Genomic DNA, 17,595 nt, shown 5'->3' with positions numbered 1-17,595 from the left:
TGATTCGCGCCCGCTCGAGGCGGCGGCGCGACCAGGGTCGCGAAGGGGTGGATCGAGGTAGGGCGCGAAGGGGCCGAGGGATGGCGTGGGAGTCGGTCAGCGGCACCGCCCGGCTCCTGTCGCATGCGGCAGGGGTGTCGCTCCGCCGTGCCGTCGTCGCGCTCGAGGCCGGCCCGTTCGCCCGCTGGCGCTGGCCGGGGCCGACGCCCGAGCGCCTCGTCATCGCCCCCCAGGACATCCGCACTGCCGATCCCACCCAGGCCGCCGACATCTACGCCGGCCTGTTCGCCTTCGCCGGCAAGTCGGTGCAGACCGGCGGGCGCTCGCCCTTCGAGGTCGAGGCGCCGTCCGAGGCGTGGACGCGCGACCTGCACGGCTTCGGCTGGCTGCGCCACCTGCGCGCCGCCGACGGCGCCCTGACCCGCCAGAACGCCCGCGCCCTCGTCGCCGACTGGATCGCCCAGGAGACCCGCGCGCCGCGCCCCGCCTTCGAGGCCGAGGTGCTGGCCCGCCGCGTGCTCGCCTGGATCACCCAGTCGCCGCTGATCCTCGAGGACGCCGACCGCGGCTTCTACCGGCGCTTCCTGCGCTCGCTGGTGCGGCAGGTCCGGCGCCTGCGCGTCGGCTTCCTCGGTGCGCCCGACGGCTATCCGCGCCTGCTCTCGGCCATCGCCGTCGCCGAGGCGGCGCTGTCGATGGAGGGTCAGCAGCGCCTCGTTCGCCAGGCGACCCACCGGCTCGACCAGGAACTGCTGCGCCAGGTCCTCGCCGACGGCGGCCACGTCGGCCGCAACCCCGGCGTCGTGCTCGACCTCCTCGCCGACCTCCTGCCGCTGCGGCAGGCCTACACCGCCCGTGGCCTCAGCCCGACCGCGCCGCTGCTGACCGCCATCGACCGCATGATGCCGATGCTGCGCTTCTTCCGGCACACCGACGGCGCCTTCGGCCACTTCAACGGCATGGGCTCGACCTCGGCCGACCTGCTCGCCACCGTGCTCGCCTACGACGACACCCGCGGCCGGCCGGTGCAGAACGCCTCCTGGTCGGGCTATCAGCGCCTCGAGGCCGGCGGCGCCGTGGTGCTGATGGACACCGGCACCGCGCCGCCGCTGCCGCTGAGCCGCAACGCCCACGCCGGCTTCCTGTCCTTCGAGCTGTCGTCCGGTCAGCACCGCTTCGTCGTCAACTGCGGCGCCAGCGCCGACGAGCGCTGGCACGCCGCCGCGCGCTCGACGCCGGCCCATTCCACCGTCACCGTCGCCGACGCCTCGTCGGCGCGCTTCCTCGGATCGTCGGCGCTGCGCCGCCGCTTCGGGGCGCTGGTGGTGGCCGGCCCGAGCGCCGTCCCGGTCGAGCGCGAGGACCGCGCCGACGGCATCCTCGTCACCGCCCGCCACGACGGCTACGTCCGGCCCTTCGGCATCGTCCACGAGCGCAGCGTCCTGCTCTCCGCCGACGGCGACCAGTTGCTCGGCGTCGACCGCCTCTCCGGCGCCCGCCGCGGCGGGCCGGACCGCTTCGCCGTCCGCTTCCACCTCCACCCGGCGATCCGCGCCACCCGCACCTCCGGCGGCGAGGTGCTGCTGGTCGCCCCCGACGGCGAGGCCTGGGTGTTCTCCTCGCCGATGATCGAACCCGAACTCGCCGAGAGCATCTACCTCTCCGACGTGCTCGGCCGCCGCCGCGCGGTGCAGATCGTCGTCGCCGGCCGCGTCGGTCTCACCCCCGAGGTCAACTGGACGCTGACCCGCACCGCCCTCGGCCAGCGCGGCCGCCCCGCCCGCGGCCGCGTCGTCGGCGGCGCCGACCTGTTCGACTGAGCAGGCACCCGACCCCTCCGATTTGCGGTGGTCCGCTCGTCCTCCGCGCGGGTTCCGCGGGCGGGCCTTTCGTGCTATCGGCCGCGCCGAGCACGATCCCCTGGCGGAGACCTTCCATGACCGCGCATCCCAACCGCATCCTGCCGAAGCGGGCGCTCCTCTCGGTGTCGGACAAGACGGGGCTGGTCGACTTCGCCCGCGCCCTTGTCGAGCGCGGCGTCACGGTGCTGACCACCGGCGGCTCCAAGGCGATGCTGGCCGAGGCCGGCGTGCCGGTCACCGAGGTCGCCGACGTCACCGGCTTCCCGGAGATCATGGACGGCCGGGTCAAGACGCTGCACCCGAAGGTCCACGGCGGCCTGCTCGCCGTCCGTCACGAGCCGGCCCACGCCGCCGCCATGGCCGAGCACGGCATCGAGGGCATCGACATCCTGGTGGTCAACCTCTACCCGTTCGAGGCCACGGTCGCCCGCGGCGCCGGCGTCGACGAGACCATCGAGAACATCGACATCGGCGGCCCCGCGATGATCCGCGCCGCCGCCAAGAACCACGCCTACCTGACCGTCGTGGTCGAGCCGGCCGACTACGGCCGCGTCCTCGCCGAACTCGACGAGGGCGGCGTCTCCTTCGAGACGCGCCGCCGCCTCGCCTTCAAGGCCTTCGCCCGCACCGCCGCCTACGACGCCGCGATCTCGACCTGGTTCGCCCGCTTCCTCGGCGGCGAGACCGGCGACTTCTTCGCCGTCGGCGGCCGCCTCGCCGAGGCGATGCGCTACGGCGAGAACCCGCACCAGTGGGCGCGCTTCTACCGCACCGGCGAGACCCGGCCGGGCGTCGCCACCGCGCGCCAGCTGCAGGGCAAGCAGCTCTCCTACAACAACATCAACGACACCGACGCCGCCTACGAACTCGTCGCCGAGTTCGACCCGGCGGAGGCGCCGGCGGTGGTGATCGTCAAGCACGCCAACCCCTGCGGCGTCGCCACCGGCGCGACGCTGGCGGAGGCCTACGAGAAGGCGCTCGCCTGCGACCCCGTCTCGGCCTTCGGCGGCATCGTCGCCCTCAACGGCCGGCTCGAGGCCGACGCCGCCGCGAAGATCGTCGAGATCTTCACCGAAGTGATCATCGCCCCGGACGCCAGCGACGAGGCGATCGCCATCGTCGCCGCCAAGAAGAACCTCCGCCTGCTGCTCGCCGGCGGCCTGCCCGACCCGACCGCCGAGGGCCTGTCGGTCCGCACCGTTTCCGGCGGCCTCCTGGTGCAGTCGCGCGACAACGGCCGCGTCGACGTCAACGACCTCCGGGTGGTGACGAAGCGCCGGCCGACCGAGGCCGAACTCGCCGACATGATCTTCGCCTTCCGCGTCGCCAAGCACGTCAAGTCGAACGCCATCGTCTACGTCCGCGGCGGCGCCACCGTCGGCATCGGCGCCGGCCAGATGAGCCGGGTCGACTCCTCGCGCATCGCCGCCCGCAAGGCCGAGGACGCCGCCGCGGCCGCCGGCTCGGCCGAGCCGGCGACCCGCGGCGCGGTGGTCGCCTCCGACGCCTTCTTCCCCTTCGCCGACGGCCTCGAGGCCGCGGTCGCCGCCGGCGCGACCGCGGTCATCCAGCCGGGCGGTTCGATGCGCGACGACGAGGTGATCGCCGCCGCCGACGCCGCCGGCCTCGCCATGGTCTTCACCGGCATGCGCCACTTCCGGCACTGACGTCGGTCTCGCGACGACCCGACTCGTCGGGCCGTCGCGAGGTATCGGCCATCCGGCCGGCGCCCGGTCGGGCGCTTCTCGCGCGCAACGCTCCGACCGGAGGTCGGCGCCCTGCGCGCTCGATACGTTTGCCCAGCGTCACCGCGGCGTCCGCACGCCGGCGAGCAGCACCGCCCCCACCACGAAGAAGGCGACCAGCGGCGCGACGCCGAGCCGCTGGCTGCCCGAGAGGTCGGTGGCGAGGCCGACCATGATCGGCCCCATGAAGCTGGTGATCTTGCCGGTGAGGGCGAACAGGCCGAAGAACTGCGCCGTGCGGTCGGGTGGCGCGAGCCGGCAGAGCAGCGTGCGCGAGGCCGCCTGCACCGGCCCGGCGGCGAGCCCGATCAGGCAGCCGAGCGCCACGTAGACCTTTTCCGGCAGGCTCGCCCACAGCCCGTCGCCCGGCACCGGCCCGGCCGCCGGTAGCACGAACAGCACCGTGTCGCGGGTGGTGCCGAGGATGCCGAGCGCGGCGAGCGTCAACAGCGCCAGCGACCCCGTCACCACCGCCTTCGGCCCGAGCCGGTCGTCGAGCCGGCCGCCGGCGAGGGCGCCGATCGTGCCGGTGACGGTCAGGAGGATGCCGAACACGCCGATCTCCACCGTGGTCCAGCCGAAGGCGCCGGCGGCGTAGACGCCGCCGAAGGCGAACAGCGCGATCAGGCCGTCGGTGTAGATCATGTTGGCGATCAGGAAGCGCGCCGCAGCCGGGTGGTGGCCGAGTTCGGCCAGCGTTCCCCGGAGCGTGCCGGCGGCGCCGCGGACCGCGGCGCCGAGAGGACGGCCCGAGCGCGGCCGGTCGGGCGTCCACAGCACGAAGGGCAGGATGAACAGGCAGAACCACAGCGCCGAGAACGGCCCGCTGGCACGGTCGCCGGCGCGGGTGGCGGGGTCGAGGCCGAGGATCGGGTCGAGCCCGGCCAGCGTCCGCCCGGTCTCGGGCGAGGCGGCCATCAGCGCCAGCGTCGCCGCCAGCGAGACGAGGCCGCCGACGTAGCCGATCGCCCAGCCGCGCCCCGACAATCGGCCGAGCCGCTCCGGCGGCACGAGGTCCGGCATCATCGCGTTGTTGAAGACGGTGGCGTATTCGACGCCGACGGTGCCGACCGCGAAGGCGACGAGCGCGATCGCCACCGCGTGCGGCGTCCCGGGCGCTGTCCACCACAGCGCCGAGGCCGCCAGCGCCATCATCAGGCCGAAGCCGATCACGAAGGGCTTGCGCGGGCCGGCAGCGTCGGCGACCGCGCCGGCGAGCGGCGCCGTCAGCGCGATCAGGAGGCCGGCGGCGCCGGTGGCGTAGCCCCACCAAGCCTGCCCCGACACCGGGTCCGGCGCCACCGCGGCGACGAAATAGGGCGCGAAGACGAAAGTGGTCACCAGCGTGAAGAACGGCTGGGTCGCGCAGTCGAACAGCAGCCAGCCGAGGATGCCCCGGGGCGGCGTCTCCGGCCGCCCCGTCCCGTCGCCCCGTCCCGTCGCCATGCCGCCCCTCTCCGTCCGCCGGACCGAAACCCGGAGAAGAGCGGACCGACGACGCCCTGGCAAGCCCGCCGAGGGCGCGGTCAGAACGGCAGGCGGCCGCCGCGTTCGTCGTCGACGTGGGCGCGGACGATGGCGTCGAAGTCGGCGTCGGCGGTGAAGCCGAGGTCGAGGGCGCGGCGCGCGTCGAAAGCCGAAGGCCATACCGAGACGATCCGCCGGATCGTCGGGTCTGGCTCGCGCCGGATCAGCGCCACCGCCTTCGGCCCGGCGATCCGCTCCAGGGCGGCGATCTCCTCGGCCACCGTCGCCGAGACGCCGGGCATGGTCAGCGTGCGCCGCGCCCCGAGCAGGCCGGTGTCGAGCGCGGCGGCGTGCAGCAGGAATCCGACCGCCGCGCGCGGGCTGGCGAACCAGTGCCGAACGTCGTCGTCGACGGGGAGCACCGCCTCCAGCCCGGCGAGCGGTTCGCGGACGATGCCGGAGAAGAAGCCGGATGCCGCCCGGTTCGGCTTGCCCGGGCGCACGCAGATCGTCGGCAGGCGGATGCCGACGCCGTCGACGAAGCCGCGGCGCGAATAGTCGTCGAGCAGCAGTTCGCCGATCGCCTTCTGGGTGCCGTAGGAGGTCTGCGGCGTGGTGTGGAAGTCGTCCGGGATCGGCAGCGTGCCGTCGCCGGGGAATGGTGGGCCGAACACGGCGATCGACGAGGTGTAGACGAGGCGCGGACGCCAGCCGCCGCCGGCGGCGCGGATCGCCTCGAGCAGCATCCGCGTGCCGTCGAGGTTGACGGCATAGCCGCGCTCGAAGTCGGCCTCGGCCTCGCCGGAGACGATGGCGGCGAGGTGGACGATCAGGTCGTGCCGCCGCTCCACCAGCCGCTCCGCCTCGCCGGGCGCCGCGAGGTCGCAGGCGACGCTCTCGACCGCGAGCCCCGCACCGGCCGGCACCGCCGGTGCGGCGACGTCGGCGAGCGTCAGCCGGTCGATCGGCCGGCCGGCGATCTCGCCGGCGGCGAGCAGCCGGTCGGTCAGCTTGCGGCCGATCATCCCGCCGGCGCCGATCACGAGCACGTCCATGGCCTCTCCTCCGAATCCCCCCTCGGAGCGCCACGCTACACGAAACCGCGCTCAGCCGGCGACGTCGGCGACGAGACCGGCGGCGACGATGAAGCGCGTCACCGACGGCTCGCCGCGGGCGAGGTCGGCGATCCCCGCCCGGATCCGCTCGGCGTCGACGCCGCGGCCGGCGAGCCAGCCGTCGAGGCCGCCGCCGGCGGCCGCGGTGGCGATCCGCCGGAACGCGTCGGCGAGCATGCGCCGGCCGCGGTCGAGCGCGAGGCCGTCGACATAGTCGCGCGGGGCGAGCCGGCGGGCGAAGCCGTCGAGGAGGTCGAGCGCGAAGGCCTCGGACACCGCCCGTGCCGCCGCCGCCGCCTGCTCCACGGAGGCGCCGGACGCCTCCGAGACCGCGACGACGTCGAGGGCGACGAGGTCGTGGTCGAGCATGGCGATCCGCCGCGCCACCTCCTCCGGCACGCCGGCGGCGATCAGGGCCGCCTCGGCGGGGTCGACGGCGTCGCCGCGTCGGTCGGCGACCACGGCACGGTGGCGGCGGATGCCCTCGGAGAGCCGGCGTGCCACCGCGCCCGGATCGCCGGCGGTGCGACCCGCCCGGAGCAGCCACAGCGCCGCCGCGGTCAGGGCATCCTGGATCCGGGTGTAGAGGTCGAGCTGAACGGTGCCCGGCACCAGCGTGTCGAGGGCGTCGACCGCGGCCTCGAGATGGCCGAGGCCGAAGGCGTCGAAGCCGATCAGGAAGGCGCGGACGATCGTTTCGGTGTCGGCGCCGGTCTGGTCGGCGAGGCGGACGACGAAGGTCGGGCCGCCGCGGTTGACCACGGCGTTGGCGAGCCGGGTCGCCACGATCTCGCGCCGCAGCCGGTGGCCGCGGATGTCGTCCGCGAAGCCCTCGCGCATCGCCGCCGGGAAATAGGCGAACAGCTCGTCCTCCTGCGACGGTTCGTCGGGGACGTGGCCGGCGAGCAGGTCATCGTAGAGCACGATCTTGGCGTAGGCCATCAGCACGCCGATCTCAGCGCGCGTCGCCGGTTTGCCGGCGGCCTCGCGGCGGGCGAGCGCGGCGTCGTCGGGCAGGAACTCGACGGCGCGGTCGAGCCGGCCGCGGCCCTCCAGCACGTGCATCAGCCGGCGCAGCTGGCCGAGTTCGGCGACGCCGCGCCGCTCGGCGAGCGAGACGCAGAGGCTCTGGCGGTAGTTGTTGGCGAGCACCAGCCGGGCGACGTCCGGCGTCATCGTCTCCAAGAGGGCGTTGCGGTCGGGCAGCGTCAGGCGGCCGTCGCGGACGGCACGGCCGAGCGCGATCTTGAAGTTGACCTCGACGTCGGAGGAGTTGACGCCGGCGGAGTTGTCGACGGCGTCGGAGTTGCAGCGCCCGCCGGCGAGACCGTAGGCGATGCGCGCCTTCTGGGTCATGCCGAGGTTGGCGCCCTCGCCGACCACCTTGGCGCGGAGTTCGCCGGCGACGACGCGGATGGCGTCGTTGGCACGGTCGCCGACCTCGGCGTCGCTCTCGTCGGCCGCCTTGACGTAGGTGCCGATGCCGCCGAACCACAGGAGGTCGACCGGCGCCTTCAGGATCGCCGCCATCACCTCCTGCGGCGTCGCGCGCGGCTTGTCGAGGCCGAGCAGCGCCTGCACCTCCGCCGACAGCGGGATCGCCTTCAGGCTGCGCGAGAACACCCCACCGCCGGCCGAGATCCGGCCGGTGTCGTAGTCGGCCCAGGACGAGCGCGGCAGCGCGAACAGCCGGGCGCGCTCGGCAAAGGAGGTCGCGGGGTCGGGATCGGGATCGAGGAAGATGTCGCGGTGGTCGAAGGCGGCGACGAGGCGGATCGCCGGCGACAGCAGCATGCCGTTGCCGAAGACGTCGCCCGACATGTCGCCGACGCCGGCGACGGTGAACGGGCTGGTCTGGATGTCGCGGTCCATCTCGCGGAAGTGCCGCTTCACCGCCTCCCAGGCGCCGCGGGCGGTGATGCCCATCTTCTTGTGGTCGTAACCGGCCGAGCCGCCGGAGGCGAAGGCGTCGGACAGCCAGAAGCCGTGGGCGTCGGCGATGGCGTTGGCGGTGTCGGAGAAGGTCGCGGTGCCCTTGTCGGCGGCGACCACCAGATAGGGATCGTCGCCGTCGTGGCGCACCGTGAGGGCCGGCGCCACCACGTGGTCGCCGTGGATGTCGTCGGTGAGGTCGAGCAGGGCCGAGACGAAGCGGCGGTAGGCCGCGGTGCCGGCGGCGAACACCGCCTCGCGCCCGCCGCCCGCCGGCAGGCGCTTCGGGAAGAAACCGCCCTTGGCGCCGACCGGTACGATCACCGCGTTCTTGACCTGCTGCGCCTTGACGAGGCCGAGCACCTCGGTGCGGAAGTCCTGCGGCCGGTCCGACCAGCGCAGGCCGCCGCGCGCCACCTTGCCGAAGCGCAGGTGCACGCCCTCGACCTCGGGTGCGTAGACCCAGATCTCGGCGAAGGGCCGCGGCTCCGGCAGGCCGTCGACCCGATGCGGGTCGAACTTCAGCGAGATCTCGCCGCGCGGTCGGCCGTCGGCGCCGAGCTGGTAGAAGTTGGTGCGCATGGCCGCCTGGATCAGGTTCCTGAGCCGGCGAAGGATTGCGTCGTCGTCGAGGCTTGCGACCGCGTCGAGCGCGGTGTCGATCTCGGCGGAGATCCGGGCCTCCGCGACGGCGCGGTCGCCGGCGAGCGCCGGGTCGAAGCGGGCGCGGAACAGCGCGACCAGCGCGGTGGCGATCGCCGGCTGACGGTTCAGCGCGTCGGCGACGTAGCCCTGCTCGTAGGGGATGCGCGCCTGCTGCAGGTAGCGCGACAGCGCCCGGATCAGCGCGATCTCGCGCCAGGCGAGGCCGGCGGAGACGACGAGGGCGTCGAGCCGGTCGCTCTCGGCGGCGCCGAACCAGATCGCCATGGCGAGCGCGCGCAGCGGCTCGCCGTGGCGGGCGAGGTCGATGGCGCGGCCGTCGGCGCGCTCCAGCGCCATGTCGTGCATCACCACGCCGCGGCCGTCGAAGGCGATGTCGACCGAGCGCTCCTCGATGACGCGGAAGCCCATGGCCTCCAGCACCGGCACCCGCAGCGACAGCGGCACCGGCCCGCCGGCGTGGAACAGCTTCAGCGCCACCTCGGTCGGTGCCGCGCCGGTCGGCTTGCGGAACACCAGCGACACCCGCCGCTCGCCCGTCAGACGCTCGAGTTCGGCGATGTCGGCGATGGCGTCGTCGGCGCCGTAGACGGCCCGGTAGGCCGGCGAGAAGGCACCGGCGAAGCGCTCGGCCACGGCGCGGGCGCGGTCGGGCAGGAAGCGGACGCGCACGGCGTCCTGGAAGGCGTCGGCCCAGGTGCGCACGATCGTGGCGACGGCGGCCTCGAGGTCGGCGCGCGCCGGGTTCGGCGTCTCGCCGCCGTCGCGGCCGACGATGAAGTGGACCCGGGTCAGCGTGCCCTCGGGGAAGGCCGGGTAGAAGGCGGAGACGCGGCCCTGGAACACGGTGCGGAAATGCTCGCCGAGGGCGATGCGCACCTCGGTCGAATAGCGGTCGCGCGGCACGAAGCACAGGATCGAGACGAAGCGGTCGAACTTGTCGCGGCGGGCGAGCACCCGGATCCGCGGCCGCTCGCCGAGTTGCAGGATGGCGATGGCGAAGTCGTGGAGCGTCTCGCCGTCGATCTGGAAGATCTCGTCGCGCGGATAGCTCTCCAGCACGTTGAGGAGGGCCTTGCCGGAATGGCTGTCCGGGTCGAAGCCGGCGCGGTCCATCACCGCCTGCGCCTTGCGGCGCAGATACGGGATCGCCAGCGGCGAGCGGGTGTAGGCGGACGCGGTGAACAGGCCGACGAGGCGCAGTTCGCCCACCAGCGTGCCGTCGGCGGCGTAGTGCTTGACGCCGACGTAGTCCATGTAGGCGCGCCGGTGCACCCGGCTCTTGACGTTGGCCTTGGTGACGATCAGCGCCTCGGGCCGGCGCATGAAGTCGCGGATCTCCGGCGTCACCTGGACGAGTTCGCGGCCGCGCCGGAGCACCCGCACCTCCGGGTCGGCGAGCAGGCCGAGGCCGCTGCCGGCCTTCAGCGCGATCCGGTCCTCCTCGCCGCCGGCGAGGTCGACGTCGTAGTCGCGCATGCCGAGGAAGGTGAAATTGTCGTCGGCGAGCCAGGACAGGAACGCCACCGCCTCGGCGACCTCGTCGCGGTCGAGCGCCGCCGGCGGGTTGGTGCGGTAGCCCGCGATCACACCGTCGAGCCGCTCGCGCATCGCCGGCCAGTCGGCGACGGCGGCGCGCACGTCCGTGAGCGTGGCGTCGAGCTGGGCGGCGAGGTCGGCGCGGGCGCGGGCGTCGGGCAGGCGGGCGACATGGACGTGGATCAGGCTCTCGCGCAGCGCGCCGGGTGCGCCGGGCTCGGCGAAGCCGGTGAAGCGGCCGTCGCCGTCGCGGTACACCGACAGGATCGGGTGGACCAGGAGGCGCACGTCCATGCCCGCCTCGGTCAGCGCCAGCATGGTGCTGTCGACGAGGAAGGGCATGTCGTCGTTGAGGAGTTCGACCACCGTGACGCCGGTGTGCGCCGTGCCTGCGCCGCCGAGGTCGGGATCGTGGATACGGATACGGTGGCGGCCGGGCTCGCGGGCGCCGAGGTCGTCCATAGCCGCGGCGGCGAAGCCGGCGAGTTCGGCGGCGGTGTAGCGCGTCACGTCCTCGGCGGCGCCGCGGGCGAGGAAGACGCGCAGGAAGTCGCCGCGCTCCGGCCCGCCCGCCGCGGTCGCCAGCGCCGCCGCCTCGTCGATGCGGGCCTGTTCGAGTGTGTCGAGATCGATCTGCATGTCGCGCCTCCGGCCGTCGGCCTCGGGTCCCCGGCGAGGGGCCTCGCGACCTTCTTAGGCGCATCCTCCGGTGGCCTTAAGTGCTAATCCGGTCTGCGTCATCCCGTTTCGGAATGCCCCCGTCCACCGTCCCGGTCGCCGCGAGCGACGCGATGAGCCGGCTAAGGAGCGTCGCCAATGTCGCGCGCTCGGCGCCGTCGAGCCCGGCGAGCATCCGGTGCTCGTTGGCGACGTGGACCGCTACGACCTCCTCGACGAGCGCGAATCCGGCCGCCGTCAGCTCCACCAGCACGCCGCGGCGGTCGTCCGGGTTGGGTCGCCGCGCGATCAGGCCGGCGCGCTCCAACCGGTCGAGCCGTGCGGTCATCGCGCCCGACGACACCATGGTGCTCTCGTAGAGCGCCGTCGGCGTCAGCCGGTGCGGCGCGCCGGAGCGGCGCAGCGTCGCCAGCACGTCGAACTCGCCGGGGGCGAGGCCTGCGCGGGCGAACACCGCGCGGATCCGCTCCTGCGCCAGCGCGGCCGCCTCCGAGAGCCGCCCGAACACCGCCATCGGCGAGACGTCGAGGTCCGGCCGCTCCCGCCGCCACTGCGCGATCGCCCTGTCCGCCCGATCCATCCGGTCCTCCGATATGTCTCGACATCGAGTATCTTGACACAAAGGTAAACCCGACCGAGGATCCGCGTCCACTCCCTCCCGGACACCGCCGCCGGGTTTTCGCGCGCCGCGCCGGTTGCGACTTTCCGGCCCGGCTCCGCCACAGGTCCTCGTCCGATGTCCCCCCGCTTCGATTCGCCGCTCGTCCTCCTGCTCGTCACCGGCACGCTGCTCGGCCTCGCCCCGCCGCTCGGCAAGGCCGGGATCGCCGCCGGCGTGCCGCCGCTCGGCTGGGCGCTGCTGATCTCGGCAGGCACGGCAGCGGTGTTGACGGCGATCCTGGCGGCGCGCGGCACCCCGCCGCGCCTCGACCGCGCCCGCGCGGTCTACGCGACGGTGACGGCGGCGCTGTCCTACGCCATCCCCAACGCCCTGATGTTCCTCGCCATCCCCCATCTCGGGGCGGGCTACGCCGGCATCATGCTGACGCTGTCGCCGGTGACGACGCTGTGCATCGCGATCCTCTGCCGCGTCCGCCGGCCGACCGCGCTCGGCGTCGCCGGCATCGTGGTCGGGTTCGTCGGCGCCGTGGTGGTCGCCTCGACCCGCGGCGAGGTCGGCCGCCCGGCCGATCCGCTCTGGGTCGCCGCCGGCCTCGCCATGCCGCTGTTCCTCGCCTCCGGCAACGTCTACCGCAGCCTCGGCTGGCCGCCGGGCGCGACGCCGACCGAACTCGCCGCCGGCAGCCACCTCGCCGCCGCCGCGATGCTGCTCGCCGCGCTGGTTCTCGCCGGCGACGCCGGCGGCCTCGTCCGGATCGCCGACGTCCCCGGCCTCGCCCTCGCCCAGGTCGCCGCCTCGGCGGCGATGTTCGCCTGCTTCTTCCGCCTGCAGGTCGCCGGCGGCCCGGTCTATCTCAGCCAGATCGGTTACGTCGGCGCCGCCGTCGGCCTCCTCGGCGGCATCGCCTTCCTCGGCGAGCACTACGGCCCGGCCACCCTCGCCGGCGCCGTGGTGATCGCCGCCGGCGTCGCCATGACCACCGTCGCCCAGCGTCGCGCTACGGCCTGAGCGCGGGCGGCCGACGTCAGGCGGCGAGCGCGCCGAGCCCGATCCGCTTCAGGACGACGCCGACCGCGAGGCACGCCGCCGTCGTCGCCGCCACAACCGCCGCGGCCGCGGCGAGGCCCGCCGATCCGGACGGCGGCGTCGTGCCGGCGGCGGCGGCGAGGCGGTCGAACCCCACGATCACCAGCGGGTTGAGGCAGAACACCACCAGCGTGTTGCGGCCGAGGAACTCGAGCGGCCGGCATCGCAGGCCGCGGAAGGCCGGGCCCGCGAGCAGGATCGCCGCCACCGACGCCGTCAGCACCGGCAGGTTGAGGTAGGGGCTGCGATCGGCCGGCAGATCGGCCGTGGCGAGCGCGAACGGGATCGCGGCGAAGCCCGCGAGGGCGAGCGGACGGGGGATCCGCCCGGCGAACCGCTCGGCGCGGCCGGCGTCGGCGAGGAGGAGACCGAGGGCGCCATAGGTCGCCCACCAGAGGAACGGCCGATCGGAGATCTTGCCGAGGACGGGGGAGATCGCCAGCAGCGGCCCGGCCGCGGCCACGAGCAGCGCCCCGCAGAGGGCGACGGCGACGAGCAGCGCCGGCGGCGGGCGCCGCGACGCCGCGAGCGCGACCAGCGGCACCAACTGGAACATCACCAGGAAATAATACTGCCCGGCCCAGGCATAGCCGCCAAGGTGGCCCGTCGCCACGTGGAGCAGGTCGAAGCTGCCCGGCGCGCCGAGAACGGCGGCGTAGAGCAGGCTGTAGGCGAAGAAGGGCAGGGCGAGGCGCTTCGACCGATCGGCGGCGAGCCGCCAAGGGTCGGCGCCGGGCCGGGCGACCGCACGGGCGAGATGGAGGCAGCCGTAGAAGACGAAGACCGGAACGGCCCAGCGCGAGGCGGTCGCGAGGGCGAGCGTGGTCGCGGGGTCGAGCACCACGTGGCCGGCGTGGATCGCCACCACCGCGAGGATGGCGAGCGCCCTGACGATGTCGGCGCCGCTGTCGCGGGCCTTCGCGACATTTCCGGTCGAGGCGAGGGTCGGGGCGGCCGGGCTCGGGATGATGCGGCCTCCCGCAATGGACGCGACGCCCGGCGGCACCGCGCGGCGCGAGCATGTGGTGCGTCGGGACGGCGGCCGGTCGGGTCGCCGTCGGGTGACCGGAACCGCACGCGTCCCGACCGTCGGGACGCGTGCGCGCCGGACCTCAGTCCTTCTTGGCGGCCTTGGCGGCCTCGATCGCGGCGACGATCAGCGAGCGCGACTCCTCGGCGTCGCCCCAGCCGATGATCTTGACCCACTTGCCGGGCTCGAGATCCTTGTAATGCTCGAAGAAGTGCTCGATCTGGTGGAGGGTGATCTCCGGCAGGTCGGTGTGGTTCTGCACCTTGTCGTAGCGCTTGGTCAGCTTCGAGGAGGGGACAGCGATCACCTTCTCGTCGTGGCCGCTCTCGTCCTGCATCTTGAGGACGCCGATCGGCCGGCAGTTGATGATGGCGCCCGGGATGATCGCGCGGGTGTTGATCACCACCACGTCGATCGGGTCGCCGTCGTCCGACAGGGTGTGCGGCACGAAGCCGTAGTTCCCCGGGTAGCGCATCGAGGTGTAGAGGAAGCGGTCGACGTACATGGCGCCGGCTTCCTTGTCCATCTCGTACTTGATGGGCTCGCCGCCGATCGGCACCTCGATGATGACGTTGATGTCGTTCGGCGGGTTCTTGCCGATGGGAACGGCGTCGATGCGCATCCGGTGCTCTCCCGTGAGGGGCCCGCGCGGGCCAGAAAGTCGCGCGTGTGTAGCCGGATCCCGGCAAACCGGCAAGTCGCCTATTGTGCAATGCAGCATGAGGCGCCCGCGGCCCGGCGGACCGGCGCGCGCCGAACGTCCGCGGCATCGACGGGCGAAGCCCCTCTCGCCGACGCCAGGCCGTGCCTCGCCGACCTGGACTCTGGTCTGCGCCGCGCATACACCGGTGCGCTAAACCGGCGCATGCAAGATTGGCCATGATTCTCGTCCTCACCTACGGCAAGGTCTGCACGACGTCGCTGCGCCGTCTCCTGGGGGCGAACTTTCCCGGCCGCTTCGCCTTCAGCCACGGCCTCGGATCCTGGATCGTCGATCCGCTCGAGCGCTTCGCGGCGGCGACCACGGCGGACACGTCCGGCCTGCGCGCCGCCTTCGACAACGCTCCGATCCGCGCGATGATCGAGCGCGCCCGTGCGGCGGGTGAGACGCTGACCGTCGTCAGCGGCGTCCGCGATCCCGTGACCCGCTCCCTGTCGGTCGCGATGCAGAACCTCGAAGCCGGCTTCGCCGACTGCCTCGGCCCCTCGCCGGAGGCGTCGGCCGACATGCTCGGCGGCCGGATCGCCGATCTCTGGCTCCGCGACACCGCCGACGACGATCCCGTCCGCGGCTTCCTCGAGCGGATGATCCGCGCGCCGGCCGACTGGTTCCGCGAGGAGCTCGAGACGCCCTTCGGCTTCGATCTCGCCGCCGCGGGCTTCGACCGCGGCCGCGGCTACGCCATCCACGAGCGCGACGGCGTGCGCCTGCTGCTGTTCCGCCACGAGAACGCGCCGGCCGCGATCGAGGCCGGGCTGGCGGAACTCTTCCCCGGCATCGACGTCGCGCTGCCGCACGACAACGACGGCACCGCCAAGCCGACGGCCGCGATCTACCGCGCCCTGCAGCGCCGCTTCCGCCTGCCGCGGGCGGCCCTGCAGGCGATCTACGACCACCCCCACGTCCGCGCCTTCTACGGCGAGGACGAGATCGCCGCCGCGATCGACCGTTGGGCCGAGCCGGCCCCGCGGCGCGCCTGGGTGCCGCCACCGCCGCCCGCCGCGCCGCGCGCCGCCTTCTCGGCGGCGGTGTTCGTGCCCCTGCGCAACCATGCCCGTTGGATCGGCGCCGAGCTCGACAGCCTGTTCGCCCAGTGGCGGCCGGACGTCGAACTGGTGCTGGTCGACGACGGCTCCGACGACGGCAGCCTCGCCGCCGTCATGGACCGGCTCGGCGGCCGGCCCGATGTCGCGGCGACGGTGATGCGCAACGGCAAGGCGCTCGGCCACGGCATGCTGGCGACCGTCACGGCGCTGACGCGCGCGCCGGTGATCGTCCAGGCCGATAGCGACGACATCGCGCTGCCGGGCCGTCTCGACGTTCTCCTCGGCCGCTTCGCCGCCGAGCCGGACCTGCGCCTCGTCACCTCCAACGCGGTGCTCCTCTCCGAGGGCGGCATCCCGATCGGCCTGCTCGACACCCGATTGTCGGACACGGTGCTCGACGACCCGGTGGCGCTCGCCGACATGCAGGAGGCGCCCTACTGGCTCGGCGCCACTTCCGCCTTCCACCGCTCGGTGCTCGAGGCCTTCCCGCCGCTCGACCCGGATCTCTGCCCCTACGGGCTCGACCTCCTCACCGGCTACCGCGCGACGATGCTCGGGCATCAGCGCTATCTCGCCCGGCCGCTGGTCGGTTGGCGCCAGCACGCCCGCAACAGTCACCGGGCGATCGGTGCGCACGGCGCCGATCCGGTCTCGCTCGAGCACATGGGCGCCATCCACGTTATGGTGCGCGCCCAGCGCCTGCGCGACCTCGCCTGGCTGCGCGACCAGGGCGGCATCGCCCCGGAACGGGCGGCGGTGATCGCGGCGCGCTGGCAGGCGGACCAGCACTCGACCCTCGACACCTGGATCCGCGCCCGCAACCGTCTCACGGGCGCGCACGCCGCCCCGGCGCCGCGCGTCGAGGCCGCCGCGGAGCAGGCGCCGCACGTGCCGGCGGTGCCGCCGATCCTCACGCTCCGGCGCGGCGTCGAATGCTCGACCGGCTCGGCGGGCGCCGCCCTGGAGCGCTGGCCCGGCATCCGCCGCCACGACCGGTCCTTCGTCTGGACCGCCCGGCGAACGGCCGTGGTGCTGCGGGTGCCCGATCCCGACGCCACGGCCCTGGTGGTCACGCTCGCCGGCCTGCCCTTCGTCGACCGTCAGCAGGTCGCGCTGTCGATCGACTTCGGCCCGCCGGTCGAGACGACCGTGATCGCCGGCGAGGCGCGGCGGGTGACCGTGCCGCTGGTGCGGCGCCTCGATCCGGCCGGCGGGCTCGTCACGCTGACGGTGCACGCCCCGGCGGCCGCGGTGCTGTCCGAACTCGATCCGACCAGCCGGGACGGCCGCCTGTTCGGCGCCGCGCTGTTCGCCCTCGAGGTGATCTGAGCGAACGCGCGGCACCCCGCCGGGGCGCCGCGAGACCGTCGAAGGGACTTTTTTGCCCATGTACCGACACCCCGTTCTCGACCCCGCCGCCCCCGAGGGCGTGCTGCTGATCGGCGGCGGCCGCAACGCCCGCAACCTGATCTGCATCTTCGAGACGGCGGGCGCGCCGATCCGTGGCGTCGTCGACGACCGTCCGGCCGGGATGGTGCTCGGCCACGACGTCGGCACGATCGACTCGGTCGACGGCGCCGCGGTCGACGCCTTCCTGACGGTCGCCGATCCCGACCACGCCGCCGCCATCCGCGCCCGTCCCGCCCTGCGCAACTGCCGCTGGCCGCGCTTCGTGCACACCTCCGCGGTCGTGTCGTCCCACGCGACCCTCGGCGAGGGCTGCTACGTCGGCCCCTTCGCCGTCCTGACCGACGTCGTGCTCGGGCGCCACGTCCACCTGTTCGCCCACAACGTGCTCGGCGCGCGGGTCGAGGTCGGCGACTTCACGGCCATCCTGCCCCACGCCACCGTGGCGAGCGACACCCGGATCGGCGCGCGCTGCACGGTCGCCATGGGCGCACGCATCCACGCCGGCCTCACCATCGGCGACGACTGCCGGATCGGCGCCGGCGCCATCGTCCGCCGCGACATGCCGGACGGTTCGATCGCGCTGCCAGAGAGCCGGACGCGGGTGCGCTCCCGCCTGTCGTTCCGCCGGCCGGGAGCGGACGGCGCGTGATCGGCGCCCGCGCCGGGCGCATGACGGAGG

The 17,595-nt window shown here is 74.0% G+C and carries 11 protein-coding genes; 5 read left to right on the top strand and 6 right to left on the bottom strand.

The features are described from left to right. The first annotated feature begins 80 nt into the window (after positions 1-80). Both EDD54_RS13140 and purH read left to right on the top strand, forming a co-directional pair. Positions 81-1,820: a heparinase II/III family protein gene (locus EDD54_RS13140; RefSeq protein WP_126539859.1), complete on the top strand. Its 1,740-nt coding sequence runs from the start codon at positions 81-83 to the stop codon at positions 1,818-1,820. 116 nt (positions 1,821-1,936) lie between these two features. After that, positions 1,937-3,529: a bifunctional phosphoribosylaminoimidazolecarboxamide formyltransferase/IMP cyclohydrolase gene (gene purH, locus EDD54_RS13135; protein WP_126539856.1), complete on the top strand. Its 1,593-nt coding sequence runs from the start codon at positions 1,937-1,939 to the stop codon at positions 3,527-3,529. Positions 3,530-3,667: 138 nt separating this feature from the next. Here purH and EDD54_RS13130 read toward each other — a convergent pair whose 3' ends face one another. From EDD54_RS13130 to EDD54_RS13115, 4 genes are all read right to left on the bottom strand, one after another. Continuing rightward, the gene (locus EDD54_RS13130; RefSeq protein ID WP_126539854.1) at positions 3,668-5,053 is read right to left on the bottom strand and encodes an MFS transporter; all 1,386 of its coding nucleotides are present in this window, start codon (positions 5,051-5,053) and stop codon (positions 3,668-3,670) included. Positions 5,054-5,133: 80 nt separating this feature from the next. Further along, the gene (denD, locus tag EDD54_RS13125; protein ID WP_126539852.1) at positions 5,134-6,129 is read right to left on the bottom strand and encodes a D-erythronate dehydrogenase; all 996 of its coding nucleotides are present in this window, start codon (positions 6,127-6,129) and stop codon (positions 5,134-5,136) included. A gap of 51 nt (positions 6,130-6,180) precedes the next feature. Beyond that, complete coding sequence (locus EDD54_RS13120) at positions 6,181-10,962, bottom strand: NAD-glutamate dehydrogenase (protein WP_126539850.1); 4,782 nt, start codon at positions 10,960-10,962, stop codon at positions 6,181-6,183. A gap of 76 nt (positions 10,963-11,038) precedes the next feature. Beyond that, positions 11,039-11,581 carry a MarR family winged helix-turn-helix transcriptional regulator gene (locus EDD54_RS13115; protein ID WP_126539848.1) on the bottom strand — a complete coding sequence of 181 codons (543 nt, stop codon included), beginning with the start codon at positions 11,579-11,581 and terminating at the stop codon, positions 11,039-11,041. A 156-nt stretch (positions 11,582-11,737) separates the two neighbouring features. On the opposite strand from EDD54_RS13115, the gene EDD54_RS13110 reads away from it, so the two are divergent. Beyond that, positions 11,738-12,631 (top strand): DMT family transporter, encoded by an 894-nt coding sequence (locus EDD54_RS13110; protein WP_126539846.1) that lies wholly within the window; start codon positions 11,738-11,740, stop codon positions 12,629-12,631. Positions 12,632-12,647: 16 nt separating this feature from the next. Here the strand turns inward: EDD54_RS13110 and EDD54_RS13105 are convergent, their stop codons facing one another. Both EDD54_RS13105 and ppa read right to left on the bottom strand, forming a co-directional pair. After that, a complete protein-coding gene (locus EDD54_RS13105) occupies positions 12,648-13,715 on the bottom strand; it encodes an acyltransferase family protein (RefSeq protein WP_126539844.1) in 1,068 nt (355 codons plus the stop codon). Positions 13,716-13,821: 106 nt separating this feature from the next. Further along, positions 13,822-14,361, bottom strand: a complete 540-nt coding sequence (gene ppa / locus EDD54_RS13100; protein ID WP_126539842.1) for an inorganic diphosphatase — start codon at positions 14,359-14,361, stop codon at positions 13,822-13,824. A gap of 257 nt (positions 14,362-14,618) precedes the next feature. Here ppa and EDD54_RS13095 point away from each other — a divergent pair, with 257 nt between their 5' ends. Both EDD54_RS13095 and EDD54_RS13090 read left to right on the top strand, forming a co-directional pair. Further along, on the top strand, positions 14,619-16,835 hold the full coding sequence (locus tag EDD54_RS13095; RefSeq protein WP_126539840.1) for a glycosyltransferase: 2,217 nt from the start codon (positions 14,619-14,621) through the stop codon (positions 16,833-16,835). A gap of 58 nt (positions 16,836-16,893) precedes the next feature. Next, positions 16,894-17,565, top strand: a complete 672-nt coding sequence (locus tag EDD54_RS13090) for an LbetaH domain-containing protein (RefSeq protein WP_126539838.1) — start codon at positions 16,894-16,896, stop codon at positions 17,563-17,565. Positions 17,566-17,595: the final 30 nt, after the last annotated feature.

Source organism: Oharaeibacter diazotrophicus, assembly GCF_004362745.1.
GTDB classification, from domain to species: Bacteria; Pseudomonadota; Alphaproteobacteria; order Rhizobiales; family Pleomorphomonadaceae; genus Oharaeibacter; species Oharaeibacter diazotrophicus.
This window is presented reverse-complemented; position numbering and strand designations above follow the sequence as displayed.

What these genes read in the sequence shown, in the direction of transcription:
- EDD54_RS13140 (WP_126539859.1), top strand. Translation starts at nt 81, where the DNA reads ATGGCGTGGGAGTCGGTCAGCGGCACCGCCCGGCTCCTGTCGCATGCG.
- purH (WP_126539856.1), top strand. Translation starts at nt 1,937, where the DNA reads ATGACCGCGCATCCCAACCGCATCCTGCCGAAGCGGGCGCTCCTCTCG.
- EDD54_RS13130 (WP_126539854.1), bottom strand. Translation starts at nt 5,053, where the DNA reads ATGGCGACGGGACGGGGCGACGGGACGGGGCGGCCGGAGACGCCGCCC.
- denD (WP_126539852.1), bottom strand. Translation starts at nt 6,129, where the DNA reads ATGGACGTGCTCGTGATCGGCGCCGGCGGGATGATCGGCCGCAAGCTG.
- EDD54_RS13120 (WP_126539850.1), bottom strand. Translation starts at nt 10,962, where the DNA reads ATGCAGATCGATCTCGACACACTCGAACAGGCCCGCATCGACGAGGCG.
- EDD54_RS13115 (WP_126539848.1), bottom strand. Translation starts at nt 11,581, where the DNA reads ATGGATCGGGCGGACAGGGCGATCGCGCAGTGGCGGCGGGAGCGGCCG.
- EDD54_RS13110 (WP_126539846.1), top strand. Translation starts at nt 11,738, where the DNA reads ATGTCCCCCCGCTTCGATTCGCCGCTCGTCCTCCTGCTCGTCACCGGC.
- ppa (WP_126539842.1), bottom strand. Translation starts at nt 14,361, where the DNA reads ATGCGCATCGACGCCGTTCCCATCGGCAAGAACCCGCCGAACGACATC.
- EDD54_RS13095 (WP_126539840.1), top strand. Translation starts at nt 14,619, where the DNA reads ATGATTCTCGTCCTCACCTACGGCAAGGTCTGCACGACGTCGCTGCGC.
- EDD54_RS13090 (WP_126539838.1), top strand. Translation starts at nt 16,894, where the DNA reads ATGTACCGACACCCCGTTCTCGACCCCGCCGCCCCCGAGGGCGTGCTG.